This is a genomic window from Aurantivibrio plasticivorans, from assembly GCF_055392955.1.
This window is the reverse complement of sequence record NZ_AP036020.1, coordinates 2,362,348-2,376,652: the sequence shown is the minus strand read 5'-3', so window position 1 is coordinate 2,376,652 and position 14,305 is coordinate 2,362,348. Positions and strand designations below refer to the sequence as shown.

The 14,305-nt window shown below is 43.4% G+C and carries 13 protein-coding genes; 11 read left to right on the top strand and 2 right to left on the bottom strand.

Translation table 11 applies throughout. The features are described 5' to 3' along the window. The first annotated feature begins 55 nt into the window (after positions 1 to 55). From tssH to ACZ5NB_RS10695, 9 genes are all read left to right on the top strand, one after another. A complete protein-coding gene (tssH, locus tag ACZ5NB_RS10735) occupies positions 56 to 2,761 on the top strand; it encodes a type VI secretion system ATPase TssH (protein WP_460233612.1) in 2,706 nt (901 codons plus the stop codon). Between the two features lie 155 nt (positions 2,762 to 2,916). Beyond that, complete coding sequence (locus tag ACZ5NB_RS10730; RefSeq protein WP_460233611.1) at positions 2,917 to 3,405, top strand: Hcp family type VI secretion system effector; 489 nt, start codon at positions 2,917 to 2,919, stop codon at positions 3,403 to 3,405. 194 nt (positions 3,406 to 3,599) lie between these two features. After that, complete coding sequence (locus ACZ5NB_RS10725) at positions 3,600 to 5,384, top strand: type VI secretion system Vgr family protein (RefSeq protein ID WP_460233610.1); 1,785 nt, start codon at positions 3,600 to 3,602, stop codon at positions 5,382 to 5,384. A 14-nt stretch (positions 5,385 to 5,398) separates the two neighbouring features. Then, positions 5,399 to 6,961: a PAAR domain-containing protein gene (locus ACZ5NB_RS10720; protein WP_460233609.1), complete on the top strand. Its 1,563-nt coding sequence runs from the start codon at positions 5,399 to 5,401 to the stop codon at positions 6,959 to 6,961. Positions 6,962 to 6,970: 9 nt separating this feature from the next. Then, on the top strand, positions 6,971 to 7,480 hold the full coding sequence (locus tag ACZ5NB_RS10715; protein ID WP_460233608.1) for a hypothetical protein: 510 nt from the start codon (positions 6,971 to 6,973) through the stop codon (positions 7,478 to 7,480). Positions 7,481 to 7,801: 321 nt separating this feature from the next. Continuing rightward, complete coding sequence (locus tag ACZ5NB_RS10710) at positions 7,802 to 8,401, top strand: hypothetical protein (RefSeq protein ID WP_464107542.1); 600 nt, start codon at positions 7,802 to 7,804, stop codon at positions 8,399 to 8,401. Further along, positions 8,398 to 8,916: a hypothetical protein gene (locus tag ACZ5NB_RS10705; protein ID WP_460233606.1), complete on the top strand. Its 519-nt coding sequence runs from the start codon at positions 8,398 to 8,400 to the stop codon at positions 8,914 to 8,916. Before ACZ5NB_RS10710 ends, ACZ5NB_RS10705 begins: the two co-directional genes overlap by 4 nt. 75 nt (positions 8,917 to 8,991) lie before the next feature. Then, positions 8,992 to 10,101, top strand: a complete 1,110-nt coding sequence (locus ACZ5NB_RS10700; RefSeq protein ID WP_460233605.1) for a hypothetical protein — start codon at positions 8,992 to 8,994, stop codon at positions 10,099 to 10,101. A gap of 359 nt (positions 10,102 to 10,460) precedes the next feature. Continuing rightward, positions 10,461 to 10,886 carry a hypothetical protein gene (locus ACZ5NB_RS10695; protein ID WP_460233604.1) on the top strand — a complete coding sequence of 142 codons (426 nt, stop codon included), beginning with the start codon at positions 10,461 to 10,463 and terminating at the stop codon, positions 10,884 to 10,886. A 48-nt stretch (positions 10,887 to 10,934) separates the two neighbouring features. On the opposite strand, the gene ACZ5NB_RS10690 is transcribed toward ACZ5NB_RS10695, so the two are convergent. Further along, positions 10,935 to 11,465 (bottom strand): hypothetical protein, encoded by a 531-nt coding sequence (locus ACZ5NB_RS10690; RefSeq protein WP_460233603.1) that lies wholly within the window; start codon positions 11,463 to 11,465, stop codon positions 10,935 to 10,937. A gap of 976 nt (positions 11,466 to 12,441) precedes the next feature. On the opposite strand from ACZ5NB_RS10690, the gene ACZ5NB_RS10685 reads away from it, so the two are divergent. Next, positions 12,442 to 12,615, top strand: coding sequence for a DUF1328 domain-containing protein (locus ACZ5NB_RS10685; protein WP_460233602.1), 174 nt, complete (start codon positions 12,442 to 12,444; stop codon positions 12,613 to 12,615). A gap of 53 nt (positions 12,616 to 12,668) precedes the next feature. Further along, a complete protein-coding gene (locus ACZ5NB_RS10680) occupies positions 12,669 to 12,875 on the top strand; it encodes a hypothetical protein (RefSeq protein ID WP_460233601.1) in 207 nt (68 codons plus the stop codon). Between the two features lie 50 nt (positions 12,876 to 12,925). Here the strand turns inward: ACZ5NB_RS10680 and ACZ5NB_RS10675 are convergent, their stop codons facing one another. Then, on the bottom strand, positions 12,926 to 14,266 hold the full coding sequence (locus ACZ5NB_RS10675; protein ID WP_460233600.1) for a sigma-54 interaction domain-containing protein: 1,341 nt from the start codon (positions 14,264 to 14,266) through the stop codon (positions 12,926 to 12,928). Between the last annotated feature and the right edge of the window lie 39 nt (positions 14,267 to 14,305).

The window sequence follows — 14,305 nt, the reverse complement described above, 5'->3', positions numbered from 1 at the left end:
AACAGTTGCCTGCGAAGGTTTGTATAAGAATTAGAGATGTACTCAAGGGAAAAACATGGAATTTGAAAAGTTAGTTAAGAATTTGTCGCCAGAGAGCCGCGAGCTTTTAGAAAAAGCGGTCGCTATTGCCTCATCGAGATCAAACTTTGAAATTGGTCTTGAGCATTGGCTAGAGCGAAGCATTGCTTTGGACGAACCCGAGTTGGCGTTGATTTTGTTACACTTCGATGTCGTTACTGAAGAGCTAGTCGCTGACCTTCAAACCTCTCTAGAAACATTGAAGACAGGTAACGACGGCTTTCCAAAGATTTCTCCCGATATTGTTCGATTGCTTTTCGAAGCGTGGATGCTTGCCTCTAGTCAATATAGTTCATTGACTGTTCGACCGGTACATATTTTATTGGCAGCTGTTGAAAATCACGCATTGAATATACGTCTAGTGGGAATCTCTAAGCAATTTGAAAAGCTAGACGCCGATGCGATCAAAGAGCAATGCGAAAGCTTGTTGATGCAACCTTTAGAAAGTTCTGAGGCTTCGCCAGAGCAGAGCACTAAAGGATTAACCAAAACGCCAAGCCTCGATCAATTTACAACGAATCTTACACAGCAAGCACGTGATGGTAAGTTCGATAGAGTATTGGGACGTGACAATGAAATACGTCAAATCATCGACATCCTTTGCCGACGCAAGCAAAACAACCCCATCCTTACGGGTGAGGCTGGTGTCGGTAAAACAGCGGTTGTTGAGGGCTTGGCCTTGCGTATTGCTAATGGCGAAGTACCCGGTGCATTGAAGCAAGTTGAATTAATGAGCCTAGATATGGGGCTTCTTCAAGCAGGAGCCGGTGTGAAAGGTGAATTTGAAAATCGCTTAAAAGGCGTCATCAAGGAGGTTCAAAGCAGCGTTAAGCCGATCATTCTGTTTATCGATGAGGCCCATACAATGATTGGCGCAGGTAACCAGTCTGGTGCTGGCGATGCTGCAAACTTATTGAAACCAGCGCTAGCACGAGGAGAGCTACGTACGATCGCAGCGACAACCTGGGCAGAATACAAAAAGTATTTTGAAACCGATGCGGCCTTAACCAGACGTTTCCAAGTTGTGAAAGTAGAGGAGCCAACGGAGGCCGTAGCTCAGGTAATGCTACGCAGTATCGCGCCATCTCTCGAAGAGCATCACAACGTCATCATTCTCGATGAGGCTGTAGCGGCGGCTGTAACGCTATCACATCGCTATATTGCCGGCCGCCAATTACCGGATAAGTGCGTCAGCCTACTAGATACAGCTTGTGCCAGAGTTAATCTCAGTTTGAGCACTGTACCTGCAGAACTAGAGCAGCTGCAGAGCAGTATTCGTGACATTGATGCTGAAAAACAGCGCTTAATTGATGAACAAGCGCAAGGCTATTCCCACACCGAATCAATTGCTGCGTTAGAAATTGAACGAGCCTCGCTTCAAAGTAAAGAAGAAGAGCTGAATGCGCGCTGGGAAGCAGAAAAATCTTTGGTGCAAGAAATAGAATCACTTCGTCTCAAAGCTTCTCAATCGCTTAAAAATGCTGCTTCGGGCGAAGCGGGTAGTGCGGTGAATGCTGAAGAATACTCTCAGCAGCTTGCTGCCATTCGAAAACAACTTGCGGACATTCAAGGTAGTCACGGCTTGTTACACGAGTGTGTCGATGCCAGCACTGTCGCCGCGGTCGTAGCTGATTGGACAGGCATTCCTGTTGGCAGAATGCATAGTGATGAAATCAAGAGTGTGCTGTCGTTACAGCAAAATTTGGAAGAGCGCGTAATTGGTCAGTCCCACGGCCTAAAACTCATCACGAAAGCGGTACAAACCGCGCGTGCGAAATTATCGGATCCAAATCGCCCTTTAGGCGTTTTTATGCTCGTAGGGCCAAGTGGTGTTGGTAAAACTGAAACAGCATTAGCGTTAGCAGAACAACTCTATGGTTCAGAGCAAAATATAACTGTCATCAATATGTCCGAATTCAAAGAGGAACATAAAGTTTCTCAATTGATGGGTTCGCCTCCTGGCTATGTAGGTTATGGAGAGGGTGGCGTCTTGACCGAAGCAGTAAGGCGTAAACCCTACAGCGTTATTTTGTTAGACGAAATGGAAAAAGCCCATCCGGGCGTACAAGATATTTTTTATCAAGTGTTTGATAAGGGGTTGATGCGCGACGGGGAAGGGCGAGATATCGATTTCAAAAATACTGTCATTATCATGACGAGTAATGCGGCCAGTGAGCAAATCGAAAATCTTTGTGCTGATCCAGATACAAAACCTGATGCAGACGGTTTTTTCGCGGCAATTGAGCCTGCTTTAAAAGAATATTACAAGCCTGCGTTTCTTGGCCGCGTGAATGTTATTCCGTATTTCCCGCTAGAAGAGCAGTGGTTGGCAGACATTGCAGGCATGCAGATGAACAAAATTGTTCAACGGATCAAAGAAAACTATAGCGCCCCAATTACCTTCTCCAATGAGGTAACGGAAAACATTGTGGCCCAATGTAATGAGTCAGACGCTGGTGCTCGACGAATTTCGCAAATTATTAACAATACATTGCTGCCTTATATATCAGAAGAAATTCTTAGTGCGATGGCCTGCGAAAATGAATTCGATGAAATTACTGTAGAACTAAGTGATAGCAGTGATTACATTGTTGAGTTTAATTCAGGGGCCATTGCGAATGAAAATATGAATGAAAATGTTGCAAATAAAATAGATGCAGAAAAGTTAGAAACATCAAGCTAAAAAATAGTAACTGATTAGCAAAAAGAGAAAAATGTGGCGCTATAAGAATGGTTTTGCATTTGATTTGTTTGCTGGTCGGGTATACTGCAGGTGCCTTTAGAGTTATTTTAAAGGTTTAATTTAGGTTGTACTAAAAAAGGAAAAAGGAATAGCTTATGTCTATTTTCGTAAACTACGAAGGAATTAAAGGTGAGTCTTCGGATTCAGGTCACAAAGGATGGATGGATGTTGAATCTATTTCTTGGGGCGTGGGTCGTCAAATTACTTCAAACACTTCAACTGCAGGTGACCGTGAGTCTTCAAATGCTGTAATCAGCGATTTGCAAATCACTCGCTACCTTGATAGCTCTACTCCTAAGATCTTCATCGAGTCTTGCTGTGGTACTGGTAAAGAAGTAAAAATTCACCTTTCTAAAACGGGTACTGGTTCTGGTACTGATGTATTCATGGAGTACACTCTAAAGAATGCATTAATCAGCAGCTACACTGTTAACGCTGTGAGCCAAGACAACAATCGTCCTACCGAAACTTTGACTATCAGCTTCATCGACGTTGAAGTTAAGTACACTCCATACGACGAAGATGGCAATGCAGAAGCCGCTATTGCTGTTGGTTACGACACTGCAACCAACACCAAGCGCTAAGTTTAGCTTTTTTTGCGCTTCAAAGGATGGTGCATTGCGCCATCCTTTCTTGTTTTTATCTTACTTGTAAACGACGAAAACTCTTTAAAGTTTAATCTCTTGCAAACAGATTAGGTTTTAAACAGTTTAAGTCTCTAGTTACTGTTAGTTAGTTATGTATATTGCATAAAGCGTACGAAAATTAAGGACGATGAATGCTCAACGGTGAATCATCTCAATCGCACCGCCTTGTAAGGCTGGAAACTGTGCTCGGGAAGGATGCTTTAATTGCAACCCGGTTAAACGCAACTGAAACAATGTCGCAAGGCTTTACATTCAGTGTGAATGCCTATTCTGAAAAGCATCATGAATTACAGGCTAATGATTTAGTTGGGACTATGGCAACCGTTGCCGTCGTGCAAACAGATAATACGCTTCGTTATCTTAATGGCTATATACAAGAGTTGGTTGCCATGGGCAGCCAACGCGCAGGGCAGCGAGCGGCTTACCGTATTGTCATCGTCTCTTGGTTACAGTTACTGCTATCTAAGCAAACTGACTCTCGCATCTTTCAAGAAAAAACCGTTACGGACATCATTAAAGAGGTTTTTTCTACCTATGGCGGTGTTGCTGACTTTAGTCTACAAGCCGACGCGGGTGAAAAGTGGCGCTATTGTACACAATATGCGGAAAGCGATTACCACTTCTTTAATCGAATTTGCCAGCGTGCTGGCCTCGCCTATTACTTCAAGCACGATAATGGCTCGCACAAACTACATATCGTTGATAAAGCATCGAAATTGCCCGACCTAGATCCTAAGTCGATTATTATCCAGTCTGGAACAGGTGCGCATGACCATTTTTCACAATGGCAATCGAAAAGCGCTTATGTCACCGGCAAGCAAGCACAGCGGACCTACAATTATATGAAACCCACAGACTTTTTCCCTGTGGATCAAAAAGCAGCGGCCCCATTTGCTAGCGTGCCCAGAGTGTCGGATACCGAATCCTACGTGTATAGCACACAGTATCACTCGACTGGTGAAGGGAAATCAGATGTTGCAAGTAAAGTTGCTCAATCGTTAGAACGCGGCATAGTGGCAACAGGGTCAGGTAATTGCCGCAATTTATTATTGGGGCATCACTTTCAGGTTGAGCTGCCTAATGGTGCTCAGTTCGCCGATAAGGGCAAAACGTTTACCCTTACACAAATTACACTAACGGCTGATGATGTATCCGGCACATTGACGTCATCCGTTGAAGCTTTACCCAAAGGCCAGTTAGCCTATCCAAAGGCCAATCCTGTCACTATCAACGGAATGCAAACTGCGACGGTGACTGGGCCGAAAGGTGAAGAGATTCATACCGATGATCTTGGACGGATAAAAGCGCAATTCCATTGGGATAGGCTCGGCAAGGGTGATGACGATTCAAGTTGTTGGCTACGTGTTATGCAAAGCTTTGCGGGCCCAGCGTTTGGCGCTCACTTTACGCCACGAATTGGCCAAGAAGTCGTAGTCGCATTCGAAAACGGCAACCCAGATCGCCCCTTTGTTATCGGTACTATGTACCACCCTGAACACAAACCGCCTTATGGCGCGCAGAAGGGGACGCGTTCGGGGATCAGAACACGCTCAACGAAAGGTGGTGGTCAAAGCAACTGTAACGAGTTGTACTTTGAAGATGACAAAGGCAAAGAAGAAGTTTATTTCCAGGCCGAAAAAGATCACAACACGCTTATCAAAAACGATGAAACTCGTGAGGTTGGCAACAATCAAGACAGTAGCATCGGTAATAATCAATCTATCGCCGTCGCTAGTAATCAAACAACCGAAGTGGGTAAAAATAGCACCCACAGTATCGGTAAAGAGTTATTACTGGAGGCGGGCAAAAAAATCACCTTAAAAGTCGGTGGCAGTACGATTGAACTGACCAGCAGCAAGATTGTGGTGAAGTCAGGCACCGTCGATATCGATGGCGGCCAGGTTCAAATCAACTAGAGGAGGGCAACGTCATGGGCTCTCCCAGTAAACAGCCTGCCGCGCGCCTGGGTGATATCGCATCCAATCACGGCCCTTGGCCGCCTACGCCAATCATCGCTGGCAGTGGGAATGTGCTGATTAACTCCATTCCCGCTGCAAGAAAAGGCGACGCAGTCTTATTACACGCGATCCCAAACAATCCTCCCCATCCACGCTCAATTGCCGAGGGAGTGGGCAGCGTAAAAATTAATGGTATACCGGCTGCTCGTGTCAGTGATGCCATTAGCTGTGGCGGTAAAGTTGCGGTTGGTTCCGGGAATGTATTGATTGGCGATAAACCCGAAAAAGCACGCAACTCAAAAGTCGACCTCGAGTTCGAAGAACTTCTCAATAAAAGTATCAGCGATCCGAAAGTCCGCCAATACACACCTCACCAAAAAACACAGCTAGCCGCTGATATCGCCGTTAAATACCGTGGCGAGCAAGGCGCAGTCGATACCTGGCATGACTACTACATGTCTAATGATCCTACATCTGCTCCGACATCGGCTGCTGAAGCGAAAGGGCTGAAGAATGCGCAGGCTGAAAAAGCGCGTAATAAAAGGGAAAACGAAGTTACGGCAAAGCAGGTTGCTGATAATAATGCGTTAGATCAAACCTCGCAGTCACTGACTGAGGCAATGTTGGCTGCACTTGTTGAGCACCCGCAGGATGAGTTGCCGTCGCCAATTCTAGAAGAAATAACCAATAGGATACTCGACAGTAGTTCTCTTGAGAAAGAAAGCACTGTAGACATCCAGTCTTTTGCGGAAGCAGAGGAAAGGCTACAGCAAGCACGTGATAATATTGTAAATCGCAAGTCAGTTGGAGAGCCGCCCTACAAGCCCAAATATACTGATGAGGAGCTTCTACAAAAGGTCGAGGACGGATCTGTGGCAAACGAACGATTCCTAGTCAGTATCCAGCCCAAAGATGATTCGGTTGATGCGACTTTAGCATTTGAGCGCAATAGTGGTTTAGTTCCGGCTTGGACTACATCGTTAGATCAGATAGAGGCCGCCGATACAGATCCAGAATTGATTCACCAAGTGCTAGGTGCAGAGTCTAATTATGATCCTGATAAAGACTATGTGATGCATATAATAGATCGAGGTGAAAATCTTGACCAATTTGGCAATAATTCGATTGTCCCCACGTGGGAGAATCTATCGGATGCGGCGGTTAATGTACTAGGTTCTTCCTACGAAGCAGACATCGTTCGAAGTACCATGAATATGGAATACCAAGCAGAGTATGCTGATAAAATGACAGGTTTCTGGGATAACGGATTAAATGAGTTTAACCATCGAGATGTAGCTGAATATGTCGAATCCTTGCCTGAAAATGAAGCCGTTCTTTTTAACACCCGACACAAAATTAGAACTGAAATCGGCGCCAATTCAGAATTTACAGGTAATGGACTGACTGCGAATACAGCTGAAGGTGGGGGAAAGTATGGTGTTGTTGAAACCCTTAGCTTAGAACGAAATTTACCAGATTTGGCTTCGCTCCATGAAGACAAAATTGTTAAAACTATTGATTTAACTCCGATTTGACGGATTTGTATGACAGACTTTAAAAAAGCGATACCAATAATGACTCCCGGTAATCTTGATAATGATGAGCAGCAGCTATTAGAGCTCGATTACGAAATGTTCCCTGATCAGGATGTAAAACTTTTTATAAAAGGCCAACATCTTATAGTCTGGACAAGCTATTACAGTAAAATGAAGAAAATACGTCGGTCCACTCAAGAAGAGTATCCGCTCGAAGCATTACCATGGTTTATAGATGCCATAGAAAATGACTTTTGGAATTATAATTCAGATCCAGCAGTACAGCCGGGTGACGTAAGCGAAAACACCATAGTTGACGGTGAGAAAATAGGCATCAACCCGATGAAGCATTGCTGCGCTGAAAACCTTTTTGGTTATTCACTATGGAATGCAAGCCGAAAAGATCACGTTACAGGCTTGCCTCCTCAAGACTGGCAAATTCCAAAATATATGCTCGAGGACGGATTGCTAGACGAGTTGAAGACTATTTCCACGAAGCTAGGGCTGAAAAGCTACTAGTGTTTTTGAAAACGCCTTTGTGAGACTGGAACAGCATGATCGCTGCTGGATCATTTGGTATATTCGGCTAACTCAATCAAGCCTCGTAATCATATTCTTCATCTTCAAAATCATCGAAGTCGTCAAAGCCATCTTCATCAGGCATCTGTTCGGTTACTAACCACTTCTCTTTGTTGCACCGGCTGACGCGATCTGCATGGCGGAGGTAGTGAGTGAAAAATCTGGGTTTGACGTCCGTTTCTCGCCGGTAGTTGGTGTCGTCGTTAAATCTTAATAGCTTGCAACCGTTAGGGTGGGTGTCTTGGTAAATAGTAAATATTGTTGGTAAATATTGGTGGTTTAGTTACGGCTTGGACTACATCGTTGGTTCAGATAGAGGCCGCCGATACAGATCCAGAATTGATTCACCAAGTGCTAGGTGCAGAGTCTAATTATGATCCTGATAAAGAGTATGTGATGCATATAATAGATCGCGGTGAAACTCTTGACCAATTTGGTAATAATTCGATAGTGCCTACGTGGGAGAATCTAGCGGGTGCGGCGGCCAATGAATTAGATTATTCTTACGACGAAAACGTTGTTCAAAGCACAATGAATATGGAGTCCCACGTGGAGTATGCCAATAAAATGGCAGAATTTTGGGATAACGAACTAGATGAGTTTAACCATAGGGATGTTGCTGAATATGTCGAATCCTTACCTGAAAATGAAGCAATTCTTTTCAATGCGATGCACAAGGTTAGAACTGAAATTGGTGCCAATTCAGAATTTACAGGAAATGGACTGACCGCGAATAAAGCTGAAGAAGGAGTGAAATGTGGTGTAGTTGAAACTCTTAATTTCGAGAGGAAGGAAGTTAATCTAAAGCAGCTGAGTGATGATAATGCAATTATGATTATATCTGGTTTGAAAACTATATGAAGAGAAGTGCTAAATATCCGTTAGCTCCAGCACTAACTAAAATTGTTCGTCACGATACGCTTCCAAATGATGCCGTTCTTTTGGGAACCATGCTTGATTCTTCTGATGGGAATGATGAGCTATATAGTTTGGTTGGTTACCAAGATCATCTTACTTTTTTGGTGTCCTATAATACAGGCCCTAATAATACGTATTACTGTGATCAATTTGATTTCCCATTGAGAGCTTTAGCTTGGTTCCCTCAAGCGCTCGATGAATTTCGTAAATCACCATCCGAAGGCGGTTTACATGCTGGAGCTATGATTAGCACAGATACTGATATTGACGGAGAGATGTTGGCGGTCGGCAGTACCACGAGTGGCTACGCAATTACAAACTGGTCTCGTAATCAACAAAATCCTGTCGGAGACTATGACCCAGCGGAGTTATCATTGAGCTGGATATTTCTTTATGAGCTGGGTTTTTTAGATTTATGGAAATCGCTTGGAGAAAAGTATGAGGGAGGGGAAATCTAGCAGTAAAGCATATTCGGTCATCAATTAATCGAGTACTTATGTCTTGATTTTGCTAAGTTTCTTACTGGTTAGGTTATGAATATTGATGCCCTAAAGATTGAAAAAGTAAAGCAATTCGTAAACGCAATTACGTTGTTTGGCGACGATAGCACTCAAAGAAAAAATATCGCAGTTTATCTCTCCCACGCCGATATATATAAAGAAATAGACTTTCTGGTTCGCAACCAAAATTTTCAGCGAGGTACGTTGGAGCACTCCATTCAGTACGATTTGCGCAGTAACATAACCTTCAGTGTGAAAGGATTCCTAGAGTCTGACTTTTTACCTGCTCGAGAATTATTGGATGTCCTGTTTGAGGCTATACCTGTAATTAAATTAATTAACTACGAAGTGGAAACAGTGATTGATGCTCACCGTGGCTATTTCTTGCCGCGTTATGAAGCTGAATTGATTGAGTTGGCTGATTCGGAATCTAATAATCGTAGAATAATGGACCCAAATCCTTACCTTACATATCCAAAACTGAAAGAATTAGCTGTTTTGTTGCCTGAAGTTGCTCGTAAAGTTTTACCTTCGCTACTTAGCGAGTCCTGGGGTGCGGGGTATAGGGCTTCGGCAGCAGAGCAATTGTATAACCTCGGTGAACGAGATAAAAAGGTATGTATTTGGAAAGCACTAGGTGGTTTTGAGTTGAAAAACTCAATACTTAGAGATAGAGAAGCGGAAAAATATATTATTGCTTGGATTAGGCATTGGGTTAAGGCGAGATGTGGTTCTCAACAGTTTCCCGAGCTCAATCATCTTGAAAGACTCGTGAAAAATAACGTTACGTTATCGAAAAATTCAGTATTGGCGAACTTTCTGGAAGAAAAGTGGCAGGGTTCTAATTGGTCGAGTAAGAGGATTATTTGTGAAAATGGTTGGGAGTTTAGGTTTAGTCAAGCTCCCTATATTGCGCAGTGCCGTTTGAGATTGCCAGGCGGAGAAGTGGCTAGAAATCTGGTGAAACCATCGTTTCCAGAGCAGCTCACTTGGTTGGAGAAAATCTTGGAATCCCTTTCCTATAGTGCATTCTCCATAGCATGGGTAATTGATTATACAATACATGGCGAGGATATATTGCAAGCGTTATTGCGTCATATTAGGGATTTGAGAATTTTATCGGAGGAAGATCACCTGTTCTGAGCTACTACTTTCATACAACCTAAGTGATAAAAGATCTATTTACGTTGAGTAACAAATTGAAAAAAATGTTAATGCCATAACATTACACTTTTAATCGTTTTACTACCTATTTCGTTTGGTTCATATATTCTTTCCTTGCAGTATTTTCCTTTCTGGCTGAATTCATCGCCTTGATCCTATTAAACAAGGCCGCTTTGCCCTTAAATTCAGTGTTTTTCTCGGTTTTAAATAAGTGAGTTATAAATTTTCTTGTACTTTAAGCGGCTATTGGTGTTTTCTATATTTTTACTTTGCTGGCCATTTTGAATGTATTAAGATTTTATGCTGCTAATTTGGATGGTTATGAGAAAGAGAAGAGTATGTTAACTCCAAAACTTTTAGCGTTAGTAGAAGCCTACTTGCTGGTCGGAGATCGATGGGAAAAATTTTTAGGAGAATTTGCTGCGTCTGTAGACGAAACTTACATGAGTCGGGGCGAGTTATCATTTATACCGTTGAATAGCTCATTAGGAAAAAGCTATTTAACATACCCACTTGACGACAAGAGCAAAAATAATGAACTACTTGAGATTACAATAAAACCCGAGGCAAAATTACGTTTGGCTATGTTAACTGAAATCCTTGGCGAAGCTCTGGAATTACCGAGAGCTCCTTCAGAACAATACCAACCTTATTCGTTCAGTGACTATGTTATAGGAAACCAAAAAAATCGTGGTGAAATAACTGCTTTTGTAGACCCAGAGGGAGTGGTCATGGAGTTGTCAGTGCGCCGGAGAAAAAATTAAACTTAAAGTGGAATCGCACTATCCGTAGATGTCTGGACCTGATCTACCTCATGCTCTCTCATCCGCATAATCGACTTTCCCGGAAGACGCTTCATAATCATACTCATCATCTTCAAAATCATCGAAGTCATCAAACCCGCTGTCGTCGGATTCCTGTTCGGTGATTAAGCCTTTTTCTTTATTACACTGACTGACCCGGTCTACATAGCGAAGGTAGTGTCCAAAGATCTCCGCTTTGACGTCAGTTTCACGCCAGTAGCTGGTGTCTTCGTCAAATCTCAGTAGCTTGTCGCTAGATATGCTTAGTGGTTCGTCGATGATTTGGGCGCAAGGGTGGAATGCTAAGTGTTTTGCGATTACATCAGCGCTTTCTTCTATGTAGAGAAAGACTTCACGTTCGTCTTCAAAATAGACCGCATCGACGCTGCCATTGTCAGTGAAGTCTTCTGCGCACATGCGGTAGAGGAAGAAGCGCGAGCAGTATTCGTCGCGGACGGCGGGTTCAAATACGGTCTGCTGGGGTGTGCTTGAACAGCCCGCAAGTAGAGCAATTAAGAGACAAAAGGGTAGGGCTCTCATGAAATTAACAGCCTGTAAGTTCACGGGTATCGGTCATAGAGCAAGTATAGCGTGTTTACCAGGGGTCAATTATACGTAAAGTTTATGACAATTCTACGTTGGTTTTATTAGGTTGCTGCGCCATTTCCCGCTCCAGTTTTCTCTCACTGGCACGAGAGTTTGGTGAAACTCTATGTCCTAAGGGCGGACCACGCAGGTAATCTTTGATTGTTTGGTTAATGTGCGAGCGGCGTGATTGATAATGCCGGTTTTTGCAGACCTCTAGATGCTCACAGACAAATGGATATTTTGGGACTTAACGGAAATTACACAATGGGTTTGTACAAATATTGCACACTTTGTCATTCGCAGCGTTACTGGGGATGATGAATGATGAGTTGGGTGCGCTTAATACGTTTTTTATAGCTATAGAGTCCGCATGGCCCAGAAAGCCTTGGTAATCTCTTTCGGGAAGAGGTCTAAATTAGCCAAGCTTCTCGACAATGATCGGTAAATCAACCTTATTTTGGGTGATTCCTAATGCTGTCGTGCCTGGCTTTGGCTGTAGTCAAGTTTAGCTTTCAATTTGCAAAGCTCCATGAGAGTTTGTCTTCATCTTCGGCGTTCTTTAACACTACTTAAAGTTACACACCATAGCTCGACCATACCATGGCTCGACAATACATAACGTGCCCATTTTTTATCAAATTTCTTCTATTACATTATTTCTGAATATATGTAATTTTTTCATCGCTTTAGGTAGTTCTTTCAAACTGCGAATCATCGACTCTGGTAATTCCATTGATATTCAAGTAGAGGGTATTTTCTTCTAGGCCAGTAGGACCGCGGGGTGTAAGACTATTTTTCACATTGCGTTAGGACTTGGCATGCTACTCGCTATATCTACGGTGAGACTGCAACATTGGTGTCTCACGAGCAGTGAACTGAGTCTGGAAAAATTAATAGTCTCACTGCATAAACTTGTTAAGGAGGAGTTATGTTACGTTGGGCTATTGGTTTTTTAATAATCGCTTTGCTCGCTGCAGTACTCGGTTTCGGTGGCATAGCAGGCGCTGCTACTGAGATTGCCAAATTGTTATTTTTCATATTTGTCTTGTTATTTGCTATTAGCGTAGTCGTTCAACTTGTACGCGGAGGTAAACCTAGATAGTAGGTTTGCGCGGCTTTCAAACTTTTTAATTAACCACGACTAGGAGTCTATCCATGAAATATTTCACTCTACCAAGCATGTTACTTGCAAGTATTCTTTTGATGACTGGGTGTGACCAAGGCCCTGCGGAAGAATTCGGTGAAGAGGTCGATGATGTTGTATCAAACGTCGAAGACAAAGCGACTGAAGTAGGCAACGCAATTGAAGACAAGTGTGAAGAAATTAAAGCTGAAGCCGGAGCTGAAGACTCAGATTGCTAATTATTGCATTCTCAAAAATAGCCGACGAGCGTTCGCTCGTCGGCTACCTCTTATTCATTGTCGTCGTATTTTTCGAGCTTGTTATAAAGTGTTTTAACGCTAATACCCAATTGTTTTGCAGCCTCAGACTTATTGCCGTCATTTTTTTCTAATGTTTTCATGATCACACCTTTTTCGACCTCGCTAAGCGGTACGCCGTGAGGTAGTGTGGCTTCGGCTGACTCAGATGTCTCTCTATCGTCGAGCAGTATATCGTTTTCAGTAATGGTCGTGTCTGCGAGTATGTACGCGCGCTCTATAGTATGTTTTAACTCTCGTACATTACCGGGCCAAGTGTGGCTAGCAATTTTCTCCAGTGCAGCTTGCGCAATATGTTTGTCTGTTCCTTCTTCGTTGTTTCTGTAAGCGAGGAAATGTTTCGCAAGCCCGACAATATCTTCTTCACGCTCTCGTAGAGGCGGCACATTAATAGGAAAGTGTGCGAGCCGATAATAAAGGTCCTCACGAAAGAGTTCACTTTTTATAGCGTCTTCGGGCTCTCTATTGGTCGCTGCAATCATGCGAACGTTGGTCTTATAAATTTTTTCGCTACCAACTGGCCGATATTCACCTGCTTCAATGACTCTCAATAATTTAACCTGGTGCTCTAAGGGCATTTCGGTGACTTCGTCGAGAAATAACGTACCTCCTTCAGCTTGTTGAAAGACACCTGAATGATCTCGAATGGCACCACTGAAAGCGCCTTTCAAATGCCCAAATAGCTCGCTTTCAATCAGCTCAGGGCTTAGTGCTCCACAGTTAATCGCAATGAAGGGTTTGTCACTGCGATTACTAACAAGGTGAATGGTTTGAGCAGCGAGCTCTTTTCCTGCACCACTTTCTCCAACAAGAAACATGTTGACTTCTGATTCGGCGGCTTTGCGAATGACGCGGTAGAGCCGTCGCATGACAGGAGAGGACCCGACTAATAGGCCAAACTGGTCGAGTTGGCTAGAAATCGCTAGTTCAGCTGAGGCTTGCTGTTGCTGAAACTCTTGAATTATTTCTTCCAATAACTCGTTTAAAAATTCGAAATCTATAGGCTCGCGAAGGTGATAGGTGGCACCACGTTGCATTGCACGGTCGATAGATGAGTTTGGTTCACCGTTGCTTATGAACACAACGTCTACTTTGTTCAAGGTTTTACTGCTGATCAGCTCTTCAAGCTGATCATGATTGAAGTCATTTGCTTCTATAATGGCAAGTTGAGGAACGCGGCTAATTAATTGTGGTACCCACTCGTTTGGTGGGTCAATTTGTTCGGTGTTGAATCGTTGGTATGCGTCGAGTGCAGACAGTTGCTCGCGAAGTGAGGCGTTTGAAACGGCTGATAACAGCTTGGGTTTTACCACAAATAAATTCCTCGAGACTACTAGTTAGCAGGAGCCCCT